At 72.0% G+C, this 20,721-nt stretch carries 16 protein-coding genes and 1 tRNA gene; 9 read left to right on the top strand and 8 right to left on the bottom strand.

All coding sequences use genetic code 11. The features are described 5' to 3' along the window. Positions 1 to 35 precede the first annotated feature (35 nt). A complete protein-coding gene (locus OG627_RS23485; RefSeq protein ID WP_329068172.1) occupies positions 36 to 1,394 on the top strand; it encodes a vWA domain-containing protein in 1,359 nt (452 codons plus the stop codon). Between the two features lie 72 nt (positions 1,395 to 1,466). Beyond that, a complete protein-coding gene (locus OG627_RS23480) occupies positions 1,467 to 2,705 on the top strand; it encodes an FHA domain-containing protein (protein WP_329068170.1) in 1,239 nt (412 codons plus the stop codon). Here OG627_RS23480 and OG627_RS23475 read toward each other — a convergent pair. Then, positions 2,702 to 3,772 (bottom strand): methyltransferase domain-containing protein, encoded by a 1,071-nt coding sequence (locus tag OG627_RS23475; RefSeq protein WP_329068168.1) that lies wholly within the window; start codon positions 3,770 to 3,772, stop codon positions 2,702 to 2,704. The genes OG627_RS23480 and OG627_RS23475 overlap by 4 nt on opposite strands. Positions 3,773 to 3,893: 121 nt before the next feature. On the opposite strand from OG627_RS23475, the gene OG627_RS23470 reads away from it, so the two are divergent. Beyond that, entirely contained in the window at positions 3,894 to 4,298 is a 405-nt protein-coding gene (locus OG627_RS23470; RefSeq protein ID WP_329068166.1) for a globin, read from the top strand. A 44-nt stretch (positions 4,299 to 4,342) separates the two neighbouring features. Here OG627_RS23470 and OG627_RS23465 read toward each other — a convergent pair whose 3' ends face one another. The 7 genes from OG627_RS23465 to OG627_RS23435 form a co-directional block, all read right to left on the bottom strand. Next, positions 4,343 to 5,053 (bottom strand): hypothetical protein, encoded by a 711-nt coding sequence (locus OG627_RS23465; RefSeq protein WP_329068164.1) that lies wholly within the window; start codon positions 5,051 to 5,053, stop codon positions 4,343 to 4,345. Then, positions 5,050 to 5,478, bottom strand: a complete 429-nt coding sequence (locus OG627_RS23460; RefSeq protein ID WP_329068162.1) for an acyl-CoA thioesterase — start codon at positions 5,476 to 5,478, stop codon at positions 5,050 to 5,052. Before OG627_RS23460 ends, OG627_RS23465 begins: the two co-directional genes overlap by 4 nt. 5 nt (positions 5,479 to 5,483) lie before the next feature. Continuing rightward, a complete protein-coding gene (gene ettA / locus OG627_RS23455) occupies positions 5,484 to 7,148 on the bottom strand; it encodes an energy-dependent translational throttle protein EttA (RefSeq protein ID WP_329068160.1) in 1,665 nt (554 codons plus the stop codon). Between the two features lie 311 nt (positions 7,149 to 7,459). Further along, positions 7,460 to 8,908 carry an LAETG motif-containing sortase-dependent surface protein gene (locus OG627_RS23450; protein ID WP_329068158.1) on the bottom strand — a complete coding sequence of 483 codons (1,449 nt, stop codon included), beginning with the start codon at positions 8,906 to 8,908 and terminating at the stop codon, positions 7,460 to 7,462. A 224-nt stretch (positions 8,909 to 9,132) separates the two neighbouring features. Further along, positions 9,133 to 9,756, bottom strand: coding sequence for a single-stranded DNA-binding protein (locus OG627_RS23445; RefSeq protein WP_329072905.1), 624 nt, complete (start codon positions 9,754 to 9,756; stop codon positions 9,133 to 9,135). Between the two features lie 166 nt (positions 9,757 to 9,922). Continuing rightward, on the bottom strand, positions 9,923 to 12,079 hold the full coding sequence (locus OG627_RS23440; protein ID WP_329068156.1) for a GTPase: 2,157 nt from the start codon (positions 12,077 to 12,079) through the stop codon (positions 9,923 to 9,925). Between the two features lie 5 nt (positions 12,080 to 12,084). Beyond that, positions 12,085 to 13,683, bottom strand: a complete 1,599-nt coding sequence (locus OG627_RS23435; RefSeq protein ID WP_329072903.1) for a dynamin family protein — start codon at positions 13,681 to 13,683, stop codon at positions 12,085 to 12,087. 311 nt (positions 13,684 to 13,994) lie between these two features. Here OG627_RS23435 and OG627_RS23430 point away from each other — a divergent pair. The 6 genes from OG627_RS23430 to OG627_RS23405 all read left to right on the top strand — a co-directional run bounded on the left by OG627_RS23430 (position 13,995) and on the right by OG627_RS23405 (position 20,694). Then, positions 13,995 to 14,067: transfer RNA gene (locus OG627_RS23430), tRNA-Arg, on the top strand. 335 nt (positions 14,068 to 14,402) lie between these two features. Then, the gene (locus tag OG627_RS23425) at positions 14,403 to 15,692 is read left to right on the top strand and encodes an ABC transporter substrate-binding protein (protein ID WP_329068154.1); all 1,290 of its coding nucleotides are present in this window, start codon (positions 14,403 to 14,405) and stop codon (positions 15,690 to 15,692) included. 32 nt (positions 15,693 to 15,724) lie between these two features. Next, positions 15,725 to 16,669, top strand: coding sequence for a carbohydrate ABC transporter permease (locus OG627_RS23420; RefSeq protein WP_329068152.1), 945 nt, complete (start codon positions 15,725 to 15,727; stop codon positions 16,667 to 16,669). A 93-nt stretch (positions 16,670 to 16,762) separates the two neighbouring features. Next, positions 16,763 to 17,590, top strand: a complete 828-nt coding sequence (locus OG627_RS23415) for a carbohydrate ABC transporter permease (protein WP_329068150.1) — start codon at positions 16,763 to 16,765, stop codon at positions 17,588 to 17,590. A 71-nt stretch (positions 17,591 to 17,661) separates the two neighbouring features. After that, positions 17,662 to 18,663, top strand: a complete 1,002-nt coding sequence (locus OG627_RS23410) for a LacI family DNA-binding transcriptional regulator (protein WP_329068148.1) — start codon at positions 17,662 to 17,664, stop codon at positions 18,661 to 18,663. A 96-nt stretch (positions 18,664 to 18,759) separates the two neighbouring features. Next, entirely contained in the window at positions 18,760 to 20,694 is a 1,935-nt protein-coding gene (locus tag OG627_RS23405; protein ID WP_329068146.1) for a cellulase family glycosylhydrolase, read from the top strand. Positions 20,695 to 20,721: the final 27 nt, after the last annotated feature.

The raw sequence follows: 20,721 nt of genomic DNA, 5'->3' as shown, positions 1-20,721 counted from the left end.
TCTCCGCTGTGTGGAGCGTCAAGGAGCCGATACAGATGGCGAACTTCTCGAAATCGAGCGTGCCGCGGTTCTCCGTGGACGTGTACCAGAACGAGTATCTGCCGGAGGGCGGGCGCGAGGTCAACGCGATCGTCACGGTGACCTCCACGGGCGGCGGGACCACCGGTGGGGTGCCGCTGACGGGAGCCTCCCCCGCCGCGAACACCGCGCCGGGCGGCGGCCCGAACGCCGCCGTGGTGATCATGGTCGACTGTTCGGGCTCGATGGACTACCCGCCGACGAAGATGCGCAACGCGCGCGACGCCACGGCCGCGGCCGTCGACACCCTGCGCGACGGGGTCGCCTTCGCGATCGTCGCCGGTACGCATGTGGCACGGGAGGTCTACCCGCGCAACGGCGGGCTCGCGGTCGCCGACGGGCGGACCAGAGCCCAGGCCAAGGACGCCCTGCGGCGGCTCAGCGCGGGCGGCGGTACGGCGATCGGCACCTGGCTGCGGCTGACCGACCGGCTGCTGGCCTCGGCCGATGTCGCCATCCGGCACGGGATCCTGCTGACCGACGGCCGCAACGAGCACGAGTCGGCGGAGGACCTGAGGGCCGCGCTGGACGCGTGCGCGGGCCGGTTCACCTGTGACGCCCGGGGGGTCGGCACGGACTGGGAGGTCAAGGAGGTCACCGCGATCGCCTCGGCGCTGCTCGGCAGCGCCGACATCGTGGCCGATCCGGCGGGCCTGGCCGAGGACTTCACCCGCATGATGGAGAACGCGATGGGCAAGGAGGTCGCGGATGTGGCGCTGCGGATGTGGACGCCGGTCGGGGTGGAGATCGGCTTCGTCAAGCAGGTGGCGCCCACGGTCGAGGAGCTGACGCAGCGGCGCACGGAGGCGGGGCCGCGCGCCGGGGACTACCCGACCGGTTCCTGGGGCGACGAGTCCCGCGACTACCACGTCTGTGTACGGGTCCCCGAGGCCGGCATCGGCCGGGAGATGCTCGCCGCGCGGATCTCGCTGATCCTGCCGGCGGCGGGAGACGGCCCGCCCGAGGTGCTGTCGCAGGGGCTGGTGCGGGCGGTGTGGACGGACGACCTGTCCGCGTCCACCACCATCAACCCGCAGGTCGCGCACTACACGGGCCAGGCCGAACTCGCGCAGGTCATTCAACAGGGCCTCAATGCCCGTAAGTCGGGCGATTTCGATGGCGCGACCGCGAAACTGGGCCGTGCCGTGCAGCTCGCCGCCTCCTCGGGGAACGCGGATACCGCGAAATTGCTTTCGAAGGTGGTGGACGTCGTCGACGCGGCGACGGGTACTGTGCGACTGAAGGCGAAAGTCGCGGATGCGGACGAGATGACCCTGGAAACACGGTCGACGAAGACCGTCCGCGTCAAGAAGTAGCCGGCAGCAGCCGGCGACAGCAGCGAAGAACGACGGCCTCCGGGCCGGACGAGGAGAGGGGGAAGCGCCGACATGCCGACCTGCCCGAACGGACACCAGTCGGGTTCCGAAGACTGGTGCGAGGTCTGCGGCCATCGCATGGCCGGTCCTGGCGCTCCCGCGGGCGCCGTACCGCAGCCTCCCCCGCCGCCCCCCGCACCCGGCTACGGCTATCCGCCGGGCCCCGGCGCCGGACCGGGCGCCACCGCCCAGGCAGAGCTGTGCCCGCAGTGCCGCACCCCGCGCGAGCCGATGGCTCCGTTCTGCGAGGAGTGCCGCTGGAACTTCCTGACGAACACGGCGACCTCGTACACCCCGCTGGCCCCCCAGCACTCGACGCCCGGTGGCGCGCGCCCCGGCGGCGCGCCCGGCGGCCCCGTACCCGGGCTGAATCTGCCGCCCGGGTTCCAGGCGCAGCAGCAGCCGCCCCGGCCGGCCGATCCGTACGAGTACCAGGGTTCGCGCCCGTCCCAGCTGAACCGGTCCGCCGAGCCGCTGGCCGCCGAGCCGGTCTCGGAGCAGGACCCGCGTGGGCAGGGGCCGCACGGTCAGGGACCGCACGGACAGGGACCGCACAGTCAGGACCCGCACCGGCAGGGCCCGCCTCCGCCTCCGCCGTACCAGCAGCAGGCGGGTCCGCCGGCCCCGCCGGCGTTCCAGCAGCCCCCGGCCCCGCTCGCCCCGGCGCGGCCCCGGACGGGCGAGGACGACTGGATGCTGCCGCCGCCCGGCTCGGCGCAGGCCCCGGCGCCGTACCAGTCCCAGCAGCACCAGTCGCCGCAGGGATCCCAGCAGGGCTCGGCCCAGGGCCCGCCGCAGGGCGCGCAGCAGTCCGGGCCTCCGCAGCCGTACCGGCCGCTGTCGCCGGTGAGCTGGACGGCGGTTATCGGACCTGACCGTGACTACTTCATGGCGATGATGCAGCGCAGCGGCCCGGAGGCGACCGGGCTGAACCTGCCGGCGTACTCCCCCGAGCAGCGCCTCCAGCTGTCCGGCAGCCAGATCGCGATCGGCCGTCGTCGGCACTCCACCGGCGAGTCCCCCGAGATCGACCTGTCCGTACCGCCGGAGGACCCGGGCGTCTCGCACCAGCACGCGGTCCTGGTCCACCAGCCGGACGGCAGCTGGTCGGTGGTCGACCAGAACTCCACGAACGGCACCACGCTGAACGGCGCGGAGGACCCGATACAGCCCTATGTCCCCGTCCCGCTCAAGGACGGCGACCGGGTCCATGTCGGCGCCTGGACGACGATCACCATCCGGCGCGACTAACCGCTGTCCGGGCCGTGGTCGCTCAGGGACCAGGTGTACGGTCCCGTCGGGTCGTCCAGCCACGCCCACTGCCGGTCGCCGACGACGGTGACGCCGAACCGCTCCCGGCCCGGATGGCGCTCGCGCTCCCAGAGGGCGAGCGCCTCGTGCGGGTCGAGGCTGTTCGCGGTCAGGGTCAGCAGGAAACGGAAGAGTTCGTTCCCGCTGGCCAGTCCGGGTCTTCCGCTCAAGGCCCGCCGTACGCCCGGCTCGGCCTCGGGCACGCCCCGCAGCGGTACGAAGTAGGCGGCGGTGTGCAGGAAGTGCCCCTCCGCGCACGGGACGCCCCCGGCGCCGTCCCGGCCTCCTTCACCGACCCCGCCTCCCCCGCCGTCCCGCCCGACCTCGCCGCCGACCCGCAGCGCGATCAGGCCGGTGGCGAGCGGGGCCAGGATCCGGGCGCCCGGCCGGCACTGCGCGAGCCAGCTGACCGGCACCGACGGCAGGGTGCAGGTCGCGATGATCCGGTCGAAGGGGGCCCGGCCGGGGCAGCCCCGCGCGCCGTCGCCGGTGATCACGGTGGGCCGGAAGCCGGCCGTCGCGAGATGGGCGCGGGCGGACTCGGTGATCTCCGGGTCCAGATCGACGGTGGTGACCTGGTCGTCGCCCAGCCGGTGGGCGAGCAGCGCCGCGTTGTAGCCGCTGCCCGCGCCGATCTCCAGGACCCGGTCCCCGTCCCGTACGTCCAGTTCCGCCAGCATGGTGGCCATCAGCGAGGGCTGGCTGCTGGACGAGATCAGCTCGCCGTCGCGCACCCGGATCGCGAGCGGCCCGTCCGCGTAAGCACCCCGCAGCCAGCGCGCCCGCCGCGCGGGCTCGGGGTCGCCGCTCCAGAGCCGGTCGTAGCCGCCGGGACGGCCGACGAAGTAGTACGGCACGAACACGTGGCGCGGCACCTCTTCGAACGCCGACCGCCAGGCCGGATCGTCGAGCGCGCCGGTCGCCGCGATCTCCGCGACCAGCGCGGCGCGCGCCTCGGCGGCGGCCGGGTCGTCAGGACCGTACGGATCGTACCGGTGTGCGCCCATATATCCACTGTCCTGGGTCGGCGGCCGGAACGCGACCACGCGGGGCCGGGTGTCCGGCCCCGCCCGCGGCCGTCGTCCTAGGTCCGGAGTCCTCGGCCGGTGCGTCTGAGACCATGGACAGGTGAATGACATTCCGCGCGACACGCTTCAGGAGCAGACCTTCTACGAGCAGGTCGGCGGCGAGGAGACCTTCCGGCGCCTGGTCCACCGCTTCTACCAGGGGGTCGCGGAGGATCCGCTGCTGCGGCCGATGTACCCGGAGGCCGATCTGGGGCCGGCCGAGGAGCGCTTCGCGCTCTTCCTGATGCAGTACTGGGGCGGTCCGCGCACCTACAGCGACCACCGGGGCCACCCCCGGCTGCGGATGCGGCACGCGCCGTTCAAGGTGGACAGCGCCGCGCACGACGCTTGGCTCGGCCATATGCGGGTGGCGGTGGACGAGGAGGAGCTGTCCGAGAAGCACCGGACGCAGCTCTGGAACTACCTCACCTACGCGGCGGCCTCCATGGTGAACACCGAGGGCTGAGCCGCCCCCGGCCCCCGTGGAGATCCGCCGTGGAGGGTCCGCCGTCAGGCCGGGGTGACGGTGAGCCCGCCGAGTCCGGCGTGCCGTACCGCGATCGACCCGTACGGGGTGCGCAGCCGCAGCCAGCCGCCGCACTCCAGCAGCGCCAGCGGCTGCGCGGGCGGCGCGGCGCCGGCCGGCATGCTCGCCCGTACCGGCCGCAGGAAGCCCAGCGACTGGGCCGCGTGCACGGCGCGCAGCGGCAGACCGGTGTCGCCCAGCGTCCGTGACCAGATCTCGCGGCCGATCCGGTCGCGCTCGGCCCGGGTCCTGGTCTCCGGCGTCAGCCGCTCGTCGCGGGCCCGGAACTCGGCGACGGCGGCGGCCAGCGCGCCCCGCACCGTCTCCTCGCCCGGCAGCCCCGCCCGTTGCCGCCAGCCGCCGCGCGGCGGCAGCACCCCGGCCCACGGGGGGCCGGTGACGGCCGCGGGCACGACCGCGCTGCCCGTCCGCTCGTCGATCGTTTCGAGAAGTTCCCCGGCGGAGACCGTGACGTCCAGCGGCCGCGGCACGGGCCCGCTGAGCCTGGCCGTGCGGATGGCCAGCACCTCGAAGGACGCGGGCCGGCCGAACACGGCGAGCGCGGGCGCGCCGCCGGCCGCCTGGAGCCGGACCGCGGCGGCGCGGTCGTAGTGGATCAGCCGGGCGAGGAAGGCGCCGAGGTCGGCGGCCTCCCTCGCGTCGGCGAACTCCAGTGACTGCACGGACGCCGTCATGCCGCGAGAGCACCCTTTTCGTCGTCCATGTAGTGCAGGAGGTAGGACTTCTCCTCGGCGGTGATCCGCCGGGGTCTGGCCGCCTCCAGGTCGTACGGGACGACGACCGTCGAGGCCCGCACGTACACCTGGTCCCCGTCCTTGATCTCGTACGCGATCGTCAGCGACGCGGCGTTGATCTTCGTCACCCAGGACTCGATGGCCACCGGCTCGTGCCGGTGGACCAGCGGCCGCTTGTAGTCGATCTCGTGCCGGGCGACCACGGAGCCGCCGGAGAAGGACGGCGAGCCGTCCCCCGGCGCCAGCCGGAACATGAAGTCGATGCGGGCCTCTTCGAGGTAGCTGATGAAGACCGCGTTGTTGACGTGCCCGAAGGCGTCCATGTCCGACCAGCGCAGCGGACAGCTGTAGATGTGACGGGCCATCCGACTCAGCCTCGCGTGAGCTTCTTGTAGGTGGCGCGGTGCGGGCGCGCGGCGTCGGCGCCGAGCCGCTCGACCTTGTTCTTCTCGTACGAGTCGTAGTTGCCCTCGAACCAGAACCACCGGGAGTCGCCCTCGTACGCCAGGATGTGCGTGGCGACGCGGTCGAGGAACCACCGGTCGTGGGAGACGACCACGGCCGCGCCCGGGAACTCCAGCAGCGCGTTCTCCAGCGACGACAGGGTCTCGACGTCGAGGTCGTTGGTGGGCTCGTCGAGGAGCAGCAGGTTGCCGCCCTGCTTGAGGGTCAGCGCCAGGTTGAGGCGGTTGCGCTCACCACCGGAGAGGACGCCGGCCGGCTTCTGCTGGTCCGGGCCCTTGAAGCCGAAGGCGGAGACGTAGGCGCGCGAGGGCATTTCGACGTGGCCGACGTTGATGTAGTCCAGCTCGTCCGAGACGACGGCCCACAGCGACTTCTTCGGGTCGATGTTGCCGCGGCCCTGGTCGACGTAGCTGATCTTGACGGTGTCGCCGACCTTGATGGTGCCGGAATCCGGCTCCTCGAAGCCCTGGATCATCTTGAACAGGGTCGTCTTGCCCGCGCCGTTCGGGCCGATGACACCGACGATGCCGTTGCGGGGCAGCGAGAACGACAGGTCGTCGATGAGGACCTTGTCGCCGAACGCCTTGGACAGGTGCTCCACCTCGACGACGACGCTGCCGAGCCGGGGGCCCGGCGGGATCTGGATCTCCTCGAAGTCCAGCTTCCGCATCTTGTCCGCCTCGGCGGCCATCTCCTCGTAACGGGCGAGCCTGGCCTTGGACTTGGCCTGGCGCCCCTTCGCGTTGGAGCGGACCCATTCCAGCTCGTCCTTGAGCCTCTTCGCCCGCTTGACGTCCTTCTGGCCCTCGACCTTGAGACGGGTCTGCTTGGTCTCCAGGTACTTGGAGTAGTTGCCCTCGTAGCCGTGGAGACGGCCGCGGTCGACCTCGCAGATCCATCCGGCGACGTTGTCGAGGAAGTACCGGTCGTGGGTGACGGCGACGATGGTGCCGGGGTACTTGGCGAGGTGCTGCTCCAGCCACTGCACGGACTCGGCGTCCAGGTGGTTGGTGGGCTCGTCGAGAAGCAGCAGGTCGGGCGCTTCGAGGAGCAGCTTGCACAGGGCCACGCGGCGGCGCTCACCACCGGAGAGGTTGGTGACGGGCCAGTCGCCGGGGGGGCAGCCGAGCGCGTCCATGGCCTGTTCGAGCTGGGTGTCCAGGTCCCACGCGTTGGCGTGGTCGAGGTCCTCCTGGAGCTTGCCCATCTCCTCCATGAGGGCGTCCGAGTAGTCGGTCGCCATCAGCTCGGCCACTTCGTTGAAGCGGTTGAGCTTGCCCATGATCTCGGCGGCGCCGTCCTGGACGTTCTGGAGCACCGTCTTGGACTCGTCGAGCTCCGGCTCCTGGAGGAGCATGCCGACGGTGTAGCCCGGGGAGAGGAACGCGTCACCGTTGGACGGCTGCTCCAGACCGGCCATGATCTTCAGGATGGTGGACTTTCCCGCGCCGTTGGGTCCCACCACACCGATCTTCGCGCCCGGCAAGAAGCTCTGCGTCACGTCATCGAGGATGACCTTGTCGCCGTGCGCCTTACGCGCCTTGCGCATCGTGTAGATGTACTCAGCCAAGAGAAACCGTCCGGCAATCGAGAAGGGCCAATGTGCGGCTCCGCCGCGTGAGGGCAGATACACCCCATCTTGCCTGACGTCCATCCCCCGATGGAAACCAGTAGCGGCCCTGGGGCCGCCCCGGGACGGCCCCAGGGGCGCTTCCCGGCCACTGCGCGAGCGCTCGCCGGTTCGGCCGGGAAGCGGCGGGGCCCCCGGTGCGCCGATGCGCTCCGGGGGCCCCGCCTGCGCCGTGTCACTGGGCGCGGTGACTCACTGACTCTGTGTCCGTGCCGCTCGCGGTGTCCGCGGGCCGTTCTCCGGCCGCGGGATCACTCTCCGGCGGCGGAATTCTTCTTCCTGCGGAGGAGGAAGACGGAGCCGCCGCCGAGGACGACGAGGACGATCGCGACGCCCGCGATGACCGGGGTGGCGCTGGAGGAGCCGGTCTCGGCCAGGTCGCCCGTGACGGCGCCGCTGTCGGCGTCGAGGCTTTCGACGGAGCCCTGGGAGGAGCCGCCCGCGGAGGCCGGGAGGGGCTGCGAGGACGCCTGCTGGGTGACCACCTCGGTGGTGCCCGTCGTCTCACAGTCCAGGACGCCGCTGAAGGTACGCGAGAACCCGCCGGGGCCGGTGACGATGAGGCTGTACGCCTCGTCCTCGGCGACCGGGACGGTCACGGTCGTGGAACCGCCGGGCACGACGGAGTGCTGGGCGCCGGCCAGTTCGAAGGTGAAGACCTCGTCGCCCTGGTTCGTCGCGGTGACGTCGACGCCGCCCTTGGCGCAGTTCCGCTGCGCCGTGACCGAGGGGATCGGTCCCTCCTTGGCCCAGTTCGCGGTGGCCGTGGCGGAGACGGTGGAGTCGCTGGAGCCGGCCAGGATCTGCGTCTGGCTCTTGGTCACACCGGCGAAGGCCCGGCCGACCGGCACCGAGGTGGTGGCCTGCACGCCGAGCGAGGCGCTGCCGTCGGCGGTGTCCTCCGGCACGTCGAAGTACAGCTCCGTGCCGTTGACGGCCGTGGTGACCGGCTCGCCGTCCTTGTCGGTGATCTCGATACCGCTGGCCGCGGCGTCGGCGGGCGGGGTCACCGCGACGCCGGTGGCGTCCGTACGGACCGTGACGGGACCGAGCCGCTCGCCCGGCTTCCCGGAGACAGCGCCGGGCTCCAGGGTGAGCGACGCCCTGGGCTCGGCGGAGTTCTGCGCGCTCTTCTCCAGCCAGTCGGCGAGCTTCTCGGCGGCGGGGTCGCTCGCGTCGACGTCCGCGCCGTCCGAGTAGCGCCAGATCGCCACCTGCGTGCCCGCCGCGGCCGTCTTCTCGGTGAGCGGCCCGGTGCCCGCGCTCTTGGCCAGGGCCGCGAGGTCGTCGATCTGCGGGTACGAGTGCTCCAGGATCCAACGGATCCGGCCGGCGTCCTTGTTGGCGCCGAGCGAGGTCTGGTCCCAGGGGGTCTCCAGGTACTTGGCCTGGTCCTGTGTCGGGTTGTGGATGTCGATGCAGTACGTCTTGAGCTTCCCGCCGCCGTCGACGGTCATCTCGAACAGCCCGGCGGCCAGCTGCTGGTCCTTGCCGTCCGCGTGGAGCACGGCGCCGTCGAAGGTCTTCAGCCCGTCGAGGGTGGCGGCGGCGCCGCCCGCGTGGAGCGGGACCTCGTCGGCGGCGGCGGATCCGGCGCCCGCCAGCGATCCCATCGCCACCAGACCCGAGACGAGGACCGCGGCGGCGAGACGGGCGGCGCCTCGCTTCCGTACGGATGACGCAGATATCGCAGAAAACACAGAATTCCCCTTCGGGCGAGGTCTCTCGCGTACGAACGCGTGGGGGGTGGGCCTCGCCAGCAGACTCAAGTGCCCCGTGAGTACTCGCGAATCCTATGGACGGGAAGAAGCGCAGATCGCCGCCCATGCGTCCAGATAACCGTTCCGAATCGCAATCGTTATCGATCTCCTGACAGCTCTCTGGAATAGAGCCCCGAATATCGACAAGTCTCCATAACTCCCGCTCAGCCGGGGCCAGTCGACGCGCCACCGGCCGCGAGCACCCCGGCCGGCCCGAGGTCGGGAGGCCCGCCCGGATCCGCCTCCGGGGAGCCGCCCGGCAGCCCTGTCGGCAGCTCGGCCGGCACCTCGGCAGGCAGCCCGTCCGGCACCTCGGCGGGCAGTCCGGCGGGCAGTCCGGCCGAGGGCTCCGGGCCGGACGCACTCGCCACCCGGGCCGCCCCCTGGCCCTGCGTCGCCCACTCGTGACCCTCCGTCAGAACGACGGACTTCCTGGTCGCGCGTCTGAACGCCGAGGTCCCGCGCGTCAGGTCGTGGCCGACCGCCACCGCGTCGATGTCCACCGACGTCCAGCGCCGACCGTCCTTCTCCTCCTCCCGCACCCGCAGCCGGCCGTGCACCACCAACGGCTCACCGACCGCCACCGAGGCCGCCAGATTCGCCCCCAGCGCCCGCCACGCCCACACCGTGTAGAAGCTCGCCGGCCCGTCCGCCCAGTCGCCGCGCCGTCGGTCCCAGCGGCGCGGGGACACCGCGAACCTGAACCGCGCCACCCCGCCCGTGGCCGTCTCCCGGAATTCCACCCCTGTGGCGACATTCCCCACCACCGTTACCACCGTGTCGTTCATCACCGCGCCTTCCGTCCGGCCGCATGGGGGATCTCCCATGGCTTCTCCATGGGAGATCCCGGGTCGATCCCCTGGCTGATCCATGGCTGATCCATGACTCATGCTGGACCGGACGGAAAGAATGCGCTGACGCCTGTGGATTACCTGTCAGTTGTGGATATCCCGCTCACCCGCCCGTGCGGGAAACCGTCACGTACTGCTCGCGCACTTCCCGGTAGCGCATCAGCTCCGCCGAGATCGGGTCGAGCACCCGCGCCCGCCCACAGCCCGCAGCCGCCTCGCGCAACCGCCGTTCGGCGTCCTGCCCGTACCGCCGCGCGGGCCCCTTGGCAGCGGCTCCGCAGGCCCATTCCACGAACGGCCCGCCGATGATCCCCGCGAGCATCACGAATACGGGCGGGAGCAGCCCCGGCTCCAGCACGCCGGCGATCTGCCCCACCAGCCACAGCGCGCCGAAGAACTGAAGCACCGTCATGGCCGCCTGCGCCAGCACGGCGGCGGGCCACCAGGCCGGACGCGGCGGCCTGCCGCTGGGGCCCGCCGTGACCGCCAGGTCGTCCAGGGCCTCGGGCAGCCCCTCCGCCCCCCGTACGGCCGCCTCGCGCACCGCGTGCGCCCAGGGCGCGGGCAGCCCGGCGGACGCCTCCTCCACCACCGTGCGTACGGCCTGCTCGACGCGCTGGCGCGCCGTCACCTCCTCCTCGACGACCGCCGGGGCCTGCGGGGGCTCGCAGCCGGGCGTGCGCTTGCTCTCGTACCAGCGCCACAGCCGCAGCCAGGGCGTCCCGCACGCGCGCCCGGCGTTCCTGCGCCACTCGCGCTCCGCCGCCTCCCCCGCCGCCACCGCGCCGACCGCCCAGGCCAGCCGGTCAGCGAACTGCTCGCGGGCGCGCTCCCCGAGCCCGGCGCGCCCCTCCGCGACGTAAGCGGACCGCAGCCGCAGGGCAGCGCCGTCCACATCGGCCGACAGCCGCCGCGCCGCCGCGCTCCGGTCCTGTACGAAGTGGCCGAGCAGCTCGCGCAGTTCGCCGACGCCCTGGCCGGTGAGCGCGGAGAGCGCGAGCACCGTGGCCCCGGGCTCGCCGTGTTCGCCGAGGGCCATCCCGTCCTCGTCCAGCAGCCGGCGCAGATCGTCGAGCACCTGGTCGGCGGCGTCGCCGGGGAGCCGGTCGACCTGGTTGAGCACCACGAAGGTGACCTCGGCGTGCCCGGCCAGCGGGCGCAGATAGCGCTCGTGCAGGGCGGCGTCCGCGTACTTCTCGGGGTCGACGACCCAGATGACGGCGTCCACGAGCGCGAGCACGCGGTCCACCTGTTCCCGGTGGCGGACCATCGCCGAGTCGTGGTCGGGCAGATCCACCAGGACCAGACCGTGCAGCTCCTCGTCGCCGTCGCCCCCCGCCAGCGGCCTGCGCCGCAGCCGCCCGGGGATGGCGAGCCGGTCGAGCAGGCCGGCGGCGCCGTCCGACCACATGCAGGCGATGGGGGCGGAGGTGGTGGGCCTGCGCAGCCCGGTCTCCGAGATCGGCACCCCGGCGAGCGCGTTGAACAGCGTCGACTTGCCGCTGCCGGTCGCGCCCGCGATCGCGACGACGGTGTGGCGCGAGGACAGCCGTTGCCGCGCGGACGCCTCGTCCAGCACCCGGCCCGCCTCGGCGAGCACGGCTCCCTCGACCCGGGTCCTGGACAGCCCGACCAGCTCGCCGAGGGCGTCCAGCCGCCTGCGCAGCGCCCCGCCGTAGGCGCTTCCGATGGGCGTGTGCGCCCCGCTCCCGTCGACGCCGTCGACGCCCTCGATCCCGTCGAGGGCGGAGCCGGACGGTGCGGCCGGGGAGCCGTCCCGCGCGCCGGTGAGGCCGTCCACGCCGTCGGGACGGCCTCCGACGGCCGCGGCCGCCCCCGTGGCGTCCGGCAGGGGGACGAGGCCGTCCAGGGCCTCCGGCGCGTCCAGGGCGCCGAGGGTGCTCCGCCCGGCGGCGCGCCGGGCGATGAGCCCGTCGTCCCAGCCGCCGCGGGGGGCCGGGGGCGGGACGGTCTCCCGCGCCTCATCCGTACCGGCTCCACCCTGGGCGGCAGCATCTTGGGCAGCGCCCTCGGAAGCATCGGCTCCGTGAGCCGCCTGGCCCTCCCGGCCCGCTTCAAGACCTTCAGGACTCACGGCACCCTCAGCAGCACCGCTCGCACCAGCCACACCAGACACACCAGACACACCAGCACCAGTCGCATCGCTCACACCGGTCGAATCAACGGTCTCGATCGTCCTGGTCGTCCCGGTCGTCTCGGTCGCCTCGGTCGCCTCGGTCGCCTCAGTCGTCTTGGACACGTCGGTCACCTCTCCTTCTGCAGTAGGGACAGGGCCGCGATCAACTCGGCCTGCGGCTCCGGACTCACCTCAAGGGCGTCGAGGGGCGCGATGCGCCGGTCGCGCTCCCCGTGCAGTACGCGTTCGACGTACGTGGTCACCAGCTCGCCGCCCCGGTCGCGCAGCCGCAGCGCGCTCTGCGCCCCGATCCGCTCCGCGAGCCGCTCCCCCGCGAGCCGGGCGCGCCGGCCGCCGAGCAGCGCGGCCGCGAGGAGCGCGGCCACGGCCTCCGGCTCGGGCGCCGCGCCGCGTTCGAGCTGCCGTACCTCCTCCTCGGCCAGCTCCTCCAGGACGCGGCGCCAGCGGCGTACCGCCATCCCGATCCGTTCCGTCGCCTCCCCGTCCGGCGCGGGCACGGGCAGCGCACCGGCGGCCGGTTCGCGCCGCCAGCTCTCCTCCACCCGCTCGTCGGCGGCGGCCACCGCGCACTGAAGGAGCGCGCCCAGGCTCTCCACCAGCGAGTCGAGCAGTTCCCTGGCCGAGCTGTCGCGCGGATAGCCACGCCACCGGGTGCGGGCGTCGCCGGCCAGCACCGCGCCCCGCTGGAGCTGGCGGCGCACCCGCTCGCCCTCGGCCGCGTACGCGTCCTCCACCGCGCCCGTCAGCCGTACGGCGGCGGCGTACTGCGCGGCCACCGCCCCCGCCAGCTCCGGCATCCGGGCGTTCAGCGAGTCGACCACCCCGGCGGCGGTACGCACCAGGGCCTGCTGCCGGGCGGCCGGATCCTGTACGCGGTGCGCGAGCCAGCCGAGCAGCGGGGCGACGGCCGTGGTGGGCAGCAGTCCGCGTCCGCCGCCGGCCGACTCGGGCAGCTCGGGGATGGTGAACCTCGGTACGTCGCCGAGTCCGGCCCGCGTCAGCAGCGCGCCGTACTGCCGGGAGACCTCGTCGATCACCTGGTGCGGCACCCGGTCGAGCACGGTCACCAGCGACGCGTCGTACTCCTTCGCGGTACGGAGCAGATGCCACGGCACGGCGTCCGCGTACCGCGAGGCGGTGGTCACCATCACCCACACATCGGCCGCGCAGATCAACTCGGCGGCCAGCAGCCGGTTCTCCACCACGAGCGAGTCGATGTCGGGCGCGTCGAGCAGCGCGAGCCCCCGGGGCAGCGATGGGGCGGTGTCGATGCGCAGCGCGTCGCGCTCCAGCGGCTCCGTACCGTCACCGCCGCCCGCCGGGTCGTCCTCCTGGTGCGGCAGCCAGACACGGGTGAGGTCCGGCAGCACCCGCATCCCGGCGAACCAGTGGTGATCATCGGGATGGCACACCAGTACGGGGGTACGTGTAGTGGGGCGCAGCACACCCGCCTCACTGACCCGCCGTCCCACAAGGGAGTTGACCAGCGTGGACTTCCCGGCCCCCGTGGATCCGCCCACCACCACGAGCAGTGGTGCTTCGGGATCCCTGAGCCTCGGCAGCAGATAGTCGTCCAGCTGCGCCAGCAGCTCGGCCCGCGACTGCCGGGCCCGCGGCGCTCCCGCGAGGGGCAGCGGAAGACGCACGGCGGCGACACGGTCGCGGAGTGCGGAAAGTGCGTCGATCAGCTGGGGCCGTACATCCAAGGTCACCACATGTGAAGAATGCCCAACTTTGGAGTCTTTTTGAAGCGTATAGACCCCTCTGCGCGCCGATTACGCTTCGGGACAGACGGGACGAGTGGGGCACAGGCATAACGAGTGCACAACACCCGGTGCGTCGGAGGCCAAAAGCGATGCGTGAATCCCACCTGCCTGCGATTATCGGTTCGCTTCACTGAACCTCCACAACGTGCCACGCACGTGAAGCAACCGGGGCAGGGTGATCGGAGCCCTATCCTTGTCCCGGCAAGGTCACGGAACCCCCTGCGGGCTCCGTGGCACCAAGGCAACCACCGGCCCCCGTAGCTCAGTGGATAGAGCAGGTGCCTTCTAAGCACTTGGCCGCAGGTTCGAGTCCTGCCGGGGGCGCTTTCTACGCGCGTGCACAGCCCTCCCCAGAGGAGGGCTTTCGCATGAGGTCAAGGAACGGTAGCGAAGCCGACGTAGCGACGACGTAAGGACGCACCGCCCGCCATTTCGCGCCGGGGCGCGCCCGCGCGCGGTCCACCGCACACCACTCACTTCGCGCCGGTCACCGCGCGATATTCGGCCACGCCGCCACTCATTCAACCCATTTGCCGGGATTTTCGGCATGCGCAACGGGGGGTTGACCATTCATCGAAGTGCCCCTACTTTTCTCGCAACCCGCTGGTACATCGATTAACCAACACTGGTTGACGTCCTCTGGTTGGAGACATCCCGCTGTGCGCTCATCCCTGAGTCGGCGTGGCTTCCTCGCCGCAGGTTCCGGCATCGCCGCCGCCACCGCCCTGCCCGCCCTGTCCGGCTGCTCCTCCATCGCCGCGGCCGATTCCGATCCCGACACCCTGCTCGTCCACACCCAGCTCGGCACCACCGCGCCCGGCTCGGCCACCTACACCGCCGTGGTGGACCTCTTCGAGAAGGAGAATCCGGGGCTCGGAGTCAAGAACCTCGTCAACGGGGACGACCTCGCCCAGGTGTACGAGACCTCCCGGCTGGCCCGCAAAGAACCCGACGTGGTCATGGTCAATCTGTACGACAAGACGCTGGCCTGGACCGATGTCGGAGCGACGGTCGACGTCAAGGGGTATCTCGACGACTGGGGGCTGCGGAAACGGGTGGTGCCCGCCGCGCTGGAGGCGTGGACCGACGGGAAGGGGCGACTGCGCGCCTTCCCGTACTTCGCCACCAACTGGCCCGTGGCCTTCAACACGACCCTGCTGGACCGGGCCGGGGTGGGCGCTGTGCCGACCACCGGGGACGAACTCATCGGGGCGGCGCGCAAGTTGCGCGCCAAGGGCATCGCCCCCGTCACCGTCGGCGGCAACGACTGGACGGGGCAGAAGCTGCTCGCCCAGATCATCCAGACCTTCCTCACCCAGGAGGAGGCCCAGCAGGTCTACGCGACCGGCGACTTCGGCGGCAGGGGCGCCCGCGAGGGCATCGAGTACTTCGTCTCCCTGCGCGACGCCGGGGTCTTCGCCGACAAGGCGCAGGGGCTCACCTCCGACTCGATGACCACGCAGTACAACACCCAGGCCGCCGCGATGGAGTCCGCGATGTCCTCGGCGCTCGCGAAGGTGCCGGCCGGGGTCGCGGCGCGTACCGAGGTCGGCGGCTGGCCGCTCGCGCCCGGCGCCGCCCACGACAAACCGACGATCATGCGCTCGTTCACGCTCATCGGCTTCTGGATCAGCCCGAACGGCACGAAGAAGCTGCCCGCCGTGGAGAAGTTCCTGCGCTTCATGTACCGGCCCGACGTGGTCTCCCGCTTCATCACCGAGAGCGGCCGGGACATGGCGCTGGTGACGGACACGGTCAGCAAGGACTTCCCGCTGGTGGCCGAGGCGCAGCGGCTCGGCGACAGCGTCGGTCAGGTGCTGCTGCCCGATCTGTACGTACCCCCGGCGGCCTCCCAGCCGCTGATCACGGCGACCAGCACCGCCTTCACCCGGGGAACGAGCGCGGCCTCCGTGCGCTCCGTCCTCGAATCCGCGTACCGCGGGGCCTGAATCCCTCGCCCGAGCCTTTCGAAAGTCATGCCATGACGATGCTCTCGTCCACCCCGGGCGGCACCAAGGCCCACCGGGCACCCACCCGCCCGTCCCCCGCACCCGCCGCCCGCGAACGCCGGAACCGGGGCGGGGTCATCCTCGCCGTCCCGGCGCTGGTCTGGTACCTGGTCTTCATGGTCGGCCCGCTGGTCGCCATCTTCGTCATCGCGGCCCTGCACTGGCCCGGCATGCTCCAGCCGGTCTCCTTCGCCGGCTTCGGCAATGTCCGTACGGTCCTCGCCGACCCGGTCTTCCGGGAGGCCGTGACCAACACGGCCGTCCAGCTGGCCGTCGCGGTGCCCGTGATGATCGTGGGCGCCTACATGCTGGGCTACTACGTCGCGCAGAACCCGCCGGGCCACCGCGCGCTGCGCTATCTCCTCTTCATCCCCGGACTGATCTCGACGCCCGCCAAGGCGATGGTGTTCTACGCGGTCCTCTCCCCGGACGGGCTGTTCAACGGGGCGCTGGAGAAGGTCGGTCTGGGCTCGCTCGCCGACGCCTGGCTGGCCTCGCCCTCCACCGCGCTGCTCTGTCTGATCGTGGTGGACGTGTGGAGCGGCATCGGCTTCACCGCGGTGCTGTTCGCGGCGCGCCTCGGCAGCGTGCCGGACGAGATCGGTGAGGCCGCGCAGCTCGACGGCGCGGGGCACTGGCGCACGATGTGGCGCATCCACTTCCCCGTCATCCGGGACTTCGTGGGCGTCGTGACGATGCTTCAGTTCCTGTGGACACTGTTCGGCTCCGCCCAGAACGTACTGCTGCTCACCCAGGGCGGTCCCGGAAGCTCGTCGACAACGTTGTCCTTCCTCGTCTACCAGAAGGCGTTCATCGCGGCGGACCTCGGCTACAGCCAGACCGTCGGCGTGATCCTCTTCCTGGTCGGGCTGGCCGGTCTGCTCACCATCCGCCGTGTCTTCCGCCAGAACTACTGACCAGCACCCCTGACCAGAACCACCGACCAGAGAAGCCGGCCAGAAATGCCGGCCAGAAATGCCGAACCGATCCGCAGATCCGGAGCCAGTGCCATGAAACTCGGAAAGTCCTGGCTGCCCGCGCACGTCTTCGCGTGGCTGTACGCGGTGCTGCTGGTGGTCCCCCTCTACTACCTGCTGGTCTCGGCGTTCAAGACGAACGACCAGATCTTCGGCAGCCCGTTCGCGCTGCCCACCTCCCCCTCCTTCGGCAACTTCGGCGAGGCGTTCTCCTCCGCCGACCTGGGCCTGGCCGTCGTCAACTCGGCCCTCGTCACGGTGCTCGCGCTGGCCCTGACGCTGGCGCTCGCCATTCCCGCGGCCTTCGCGATCGCCCGCGCGGAAGGTCCGCTGGGCGCGCTGGTGGAGCGGGTGTTCTCGCTCGGGTTCCTGGTGCCGACGTTCGCCGCGCTCTTCCCGACGTTCCTGCTCTCCGCCGCCACGGGGCTGTTCCACACCCGCGCCTTCATGGTGCTGTTCCTCCCCGCCACGGCGATGCCTCTCTCCGTCGTCATCCTCGTCCAGTTCATGCGGACCATCCCGCGCGAGATGGAGGAGGCCGCGCGGCTCGACGGCGCGTCCACGTTCGCGGTGCTGCGGCACATCTACACCCCGATGTGCATGCCGGGCATCGCGACCGTACTGCTGCTGAACTTCCTGACCTTCTGGAACGAGTACCTCTACTCGCTCGTGATCATCGGCCCCGACCCCGCGCAGCGCACGGTGCAGGTGGCGCTGCCCACCCTCAAGTCCCTGACGGGGACCGACTACGGGATCCTGACCGCCGGTACGGTATTGACACTGGTGCCGGTCTGGATCGTCTACACCGTGCTCCAGAAGCGGATGCAGCAGGCTCTCGTCAGTGGCGCGGTGAAAATGTGACCCAGAATCCCCAAAGGGCCCCCCGTCAGCGGGACGCCCCTCCCGCCAGGGAGCGCCCCACGATCAAGGCCGTGGCCGCAGCGGCCGGGGTGTCCACGGCCGCGGTCTCCCAGACGGTCAACGGCACCGGCCGGATCGCCGAGGCGACCCGGCGCCGCGTCCTCGACGCCGCCGCCGAGCTGGGCTGGTCCCCGAGCGCGTCCGCGACGGCGCTGCGCCGGGCCCGCACCCGTACGCTCGCGCTCGTCGTGCGCCGTCCGACCGATGTGCTCGGCGCTGACCCGCACTTCAGCGAACTCATCACCGGTCTGGAGGGCGAACTCGCGCCGCGCGGCTACGGTCTGCTGCTCCATCTCGTCGCGGACATGGCGCAGGAGAGCGCGCTGTACGAACGGCTGGTCGCCGAGGGCCGGATCGACGGGGCCGTGCTGACCGACGCGCGCGCCGACGATCCGCGCCCGCCGCTGCTGCGCGGGCTCGGGCTGCCGGCCGTGCTGCTGAGCGCGCCCGACGACACCTCACCGGTTCCGAACGTGGGGCTCGGGCAGCAGGGCGCCGGGGTCCGCGAAGCCGTCGCGCACCTGCTGGAGCTGGGCCACCGGCGGATCGCCTATGTCACGGGTCCCGCCGAGCTGACGCACACCCGGCTGCGCCGCGCGGCCTTCGAGGACGCGCTCACGGAGGCCGGGGTACGGCCCGTCGCCGTACGGGAGACCGACTTCACCGAGGCGGCCGCGGTCGCCGCCACCGAGGAGCTGCTGGCGCTGCGCGAGCGGCCGACGGCCGTCGTGTACTCCAACGACTCGATGGCCGTGTGCGGGATCGGCACCGCCCAGCGCGCCGGGCTGCGGGTGCCGCACGACCTGTCCGTCATCGGGTACGACAACCTGCCGCTCGGCCGCTGGCTGCACCCCCGGCTGACCACCGTCGACCAGCAGGTGCAGGCCGTCGGCGCCGCCGCCGCGCGCACCCTGCTGGCCGAGTGCGGGGAGGACGTACCGGCGCCGGTCCTGGACGGCCGGCCCCGGCTGGTCGTACGGGAGACCACGGGGCCAGCGCCGGCCGCGTCCTGACCGTCCCTCCCTCCTCCTCACCTCCCCCTCCGCCTCCGCCTCCCCCTCCCCCCACCATCTCGCCCCCGCACACCGACAGAGATTCAGGGACTCGCCATGCGACGCCACAGCGCCCAGCTCACCCACGACTCCGCCGTTCTGCCCTGGCTCGGCGCCAACTTCTGGTCCCGCGGCGGCGGTCCGCTGATGTGGCGGGACTACCAGCCGAAGACGGTCCGCGAGGAGCTGGCCGTCCTGCGCGAACACGGCCTGACGATGACCCGGTCCTTCTTCTACTGGCCGGACTTCCACCCCGAACCGCACCGGATCGACGAGGAGCTGTGCGACCGCTTCCGGGACTTCCTCGACGCCCACACCGAGGCCGGGATGGGCACGATCCCCACCTTCATCGTCGGCCACATGTCCGGGGAGAACTGGGACCCGGCGTGGCGCGGTGGCCGGGATCTGTACGAGGACGTCTGGCTCGTCGGCCGGCAGGCCTGGTTCGTCTCGCAGATGACCCGCCGCTTCAAGGACCATCCCGCCGTCACCGGCTGGCTGATCACCAACGAGATGCCGGGATACGGCCGTATCTACCAGGTCGACCCGCCCTCCTCCGATGTCGTCACCGCCTGGGCGCAGTTCATGTGCGACGCGGTGCGCGCGGCGGGCGGTACGCAGCCGGTGTCGCTGGGCGACGGCGCGTGGGGCATCGAGGTGACCGGCCGGGACAACGGCTTCTCGCTGCGCGACACCGCCGAGTACGTCGACTTCGTCGGACCGCACGTGTACCGCTCGGACACGGACCGGCCGCGCCAGCACTACCGCGCCGCCTTCGAGTGCGAACTCGCCGCCGTCACCGGGCAGCCGGTCGTGCTGGAGGAGTTCGGCCTCTCCACCGACACGGTCTCGGCCGCGAACGCGGGGATCTTCTACCGGCAGACGCTCCACAACTCGCTGCTCGGCGGCGCCACCGGCTGGATCGCCTGGAACAACACGGACTACGACGACCTGTGGGACCGCTCGCCCTACGACCACCATCCCTTCGAGATGCACTTCGGCATCACCGATCACGCCGGACGGCCGAAGGAGCCGCTGCGCGAGCTGGCCGCCTTCGCCGAGGTGCTGGAGCGGGTCGACTTCGCGCGCTGCCGCCGTACCGACGCCGACGCGGCGCTGGTGGTGCCCGCGTTCCTGGAGCGCGGCTACCCCTACAGCCGGCCCGCCGACCGCCCGCTGATCTTCACCTCGCTGCATCAGGGGTACGTGGCCGCGCGCGGCGCCGATCTGCCCGTCGCCCTCGCCCGCGAGGCGGACGGGCTGCCCGACGACGCGTCGCTGTATCTGCTGCCCTCGACCCGGCAGCTGACCACGCGCACCCGGCGCGAGCTGGAGCGGCGGGCGCGGGAGGGCGCGACGGTGTATCTGTCGTTCTGCTCCGGTGAGCACCCGACGACGCGCGGCCCGTGGTTCCACGATCTCGACGGGCTGTTCGGGGTGGAGCTCCAGCTCTCGTACGGGGTGGCCGAGCCCATCGAGGACGATGTGCTGGAGATGACGTTCGCCGAGGACTTCGGGTCCATCGCTGCGGGCGAGACGCTGCGCTTCCCCGTCGCGGGGAACGAGGACAGCCGCGCCTATCTGCCGGTCGTCCCGGACGGGGCGCGGGTCGTCGCCACCGACGCGCACGGCCGTCCGGCGCTGCTGGTGCACGAGACGGGCCGGGGCCGTACGGTCCTCGCCACGTATCCGCTGGAGCACATGGCGGCCCGCACGTCCCGCGTCAACCCGGAGGAGACCCACCGGCTGTACGCGGCGCTCGCGCGGATCGCGGGCGCGGCGCGGCCGGTGACCGTCGACACGCCGTACGTCTCGGCGGACACGCTGGTACGGGAGGACGGGAAGCGGTTCGTCTGGCTGGTGAGCCAGGCGGACGAGGAGCTGACCGTGCGCCCCGAGGCCGACGGCGAACTGCGCGAGCTGCGCGGCGGGGAGCCCGTGGGGGACGTGGTCATCGCCCCGTACGGGGTGCGCGTGCTCGAACTGGGCTGACCGCACGCGTGTCCCGACCCCTGCCGT

It is taken from the genome of Streptomyces sp. NBC_01429 (assembly GCF_036231945.1).
Lineage (GTDB): Bacteria > Actinomycetota > Actinomycetes > Streptomycetales > Streptomycetaceae > Streptomyces.
The sequence above is the reverse complement of the archived record's forward strand: the minus strand, read 5'-3'. Positions and strand labels throughout refer to the sequence as shown.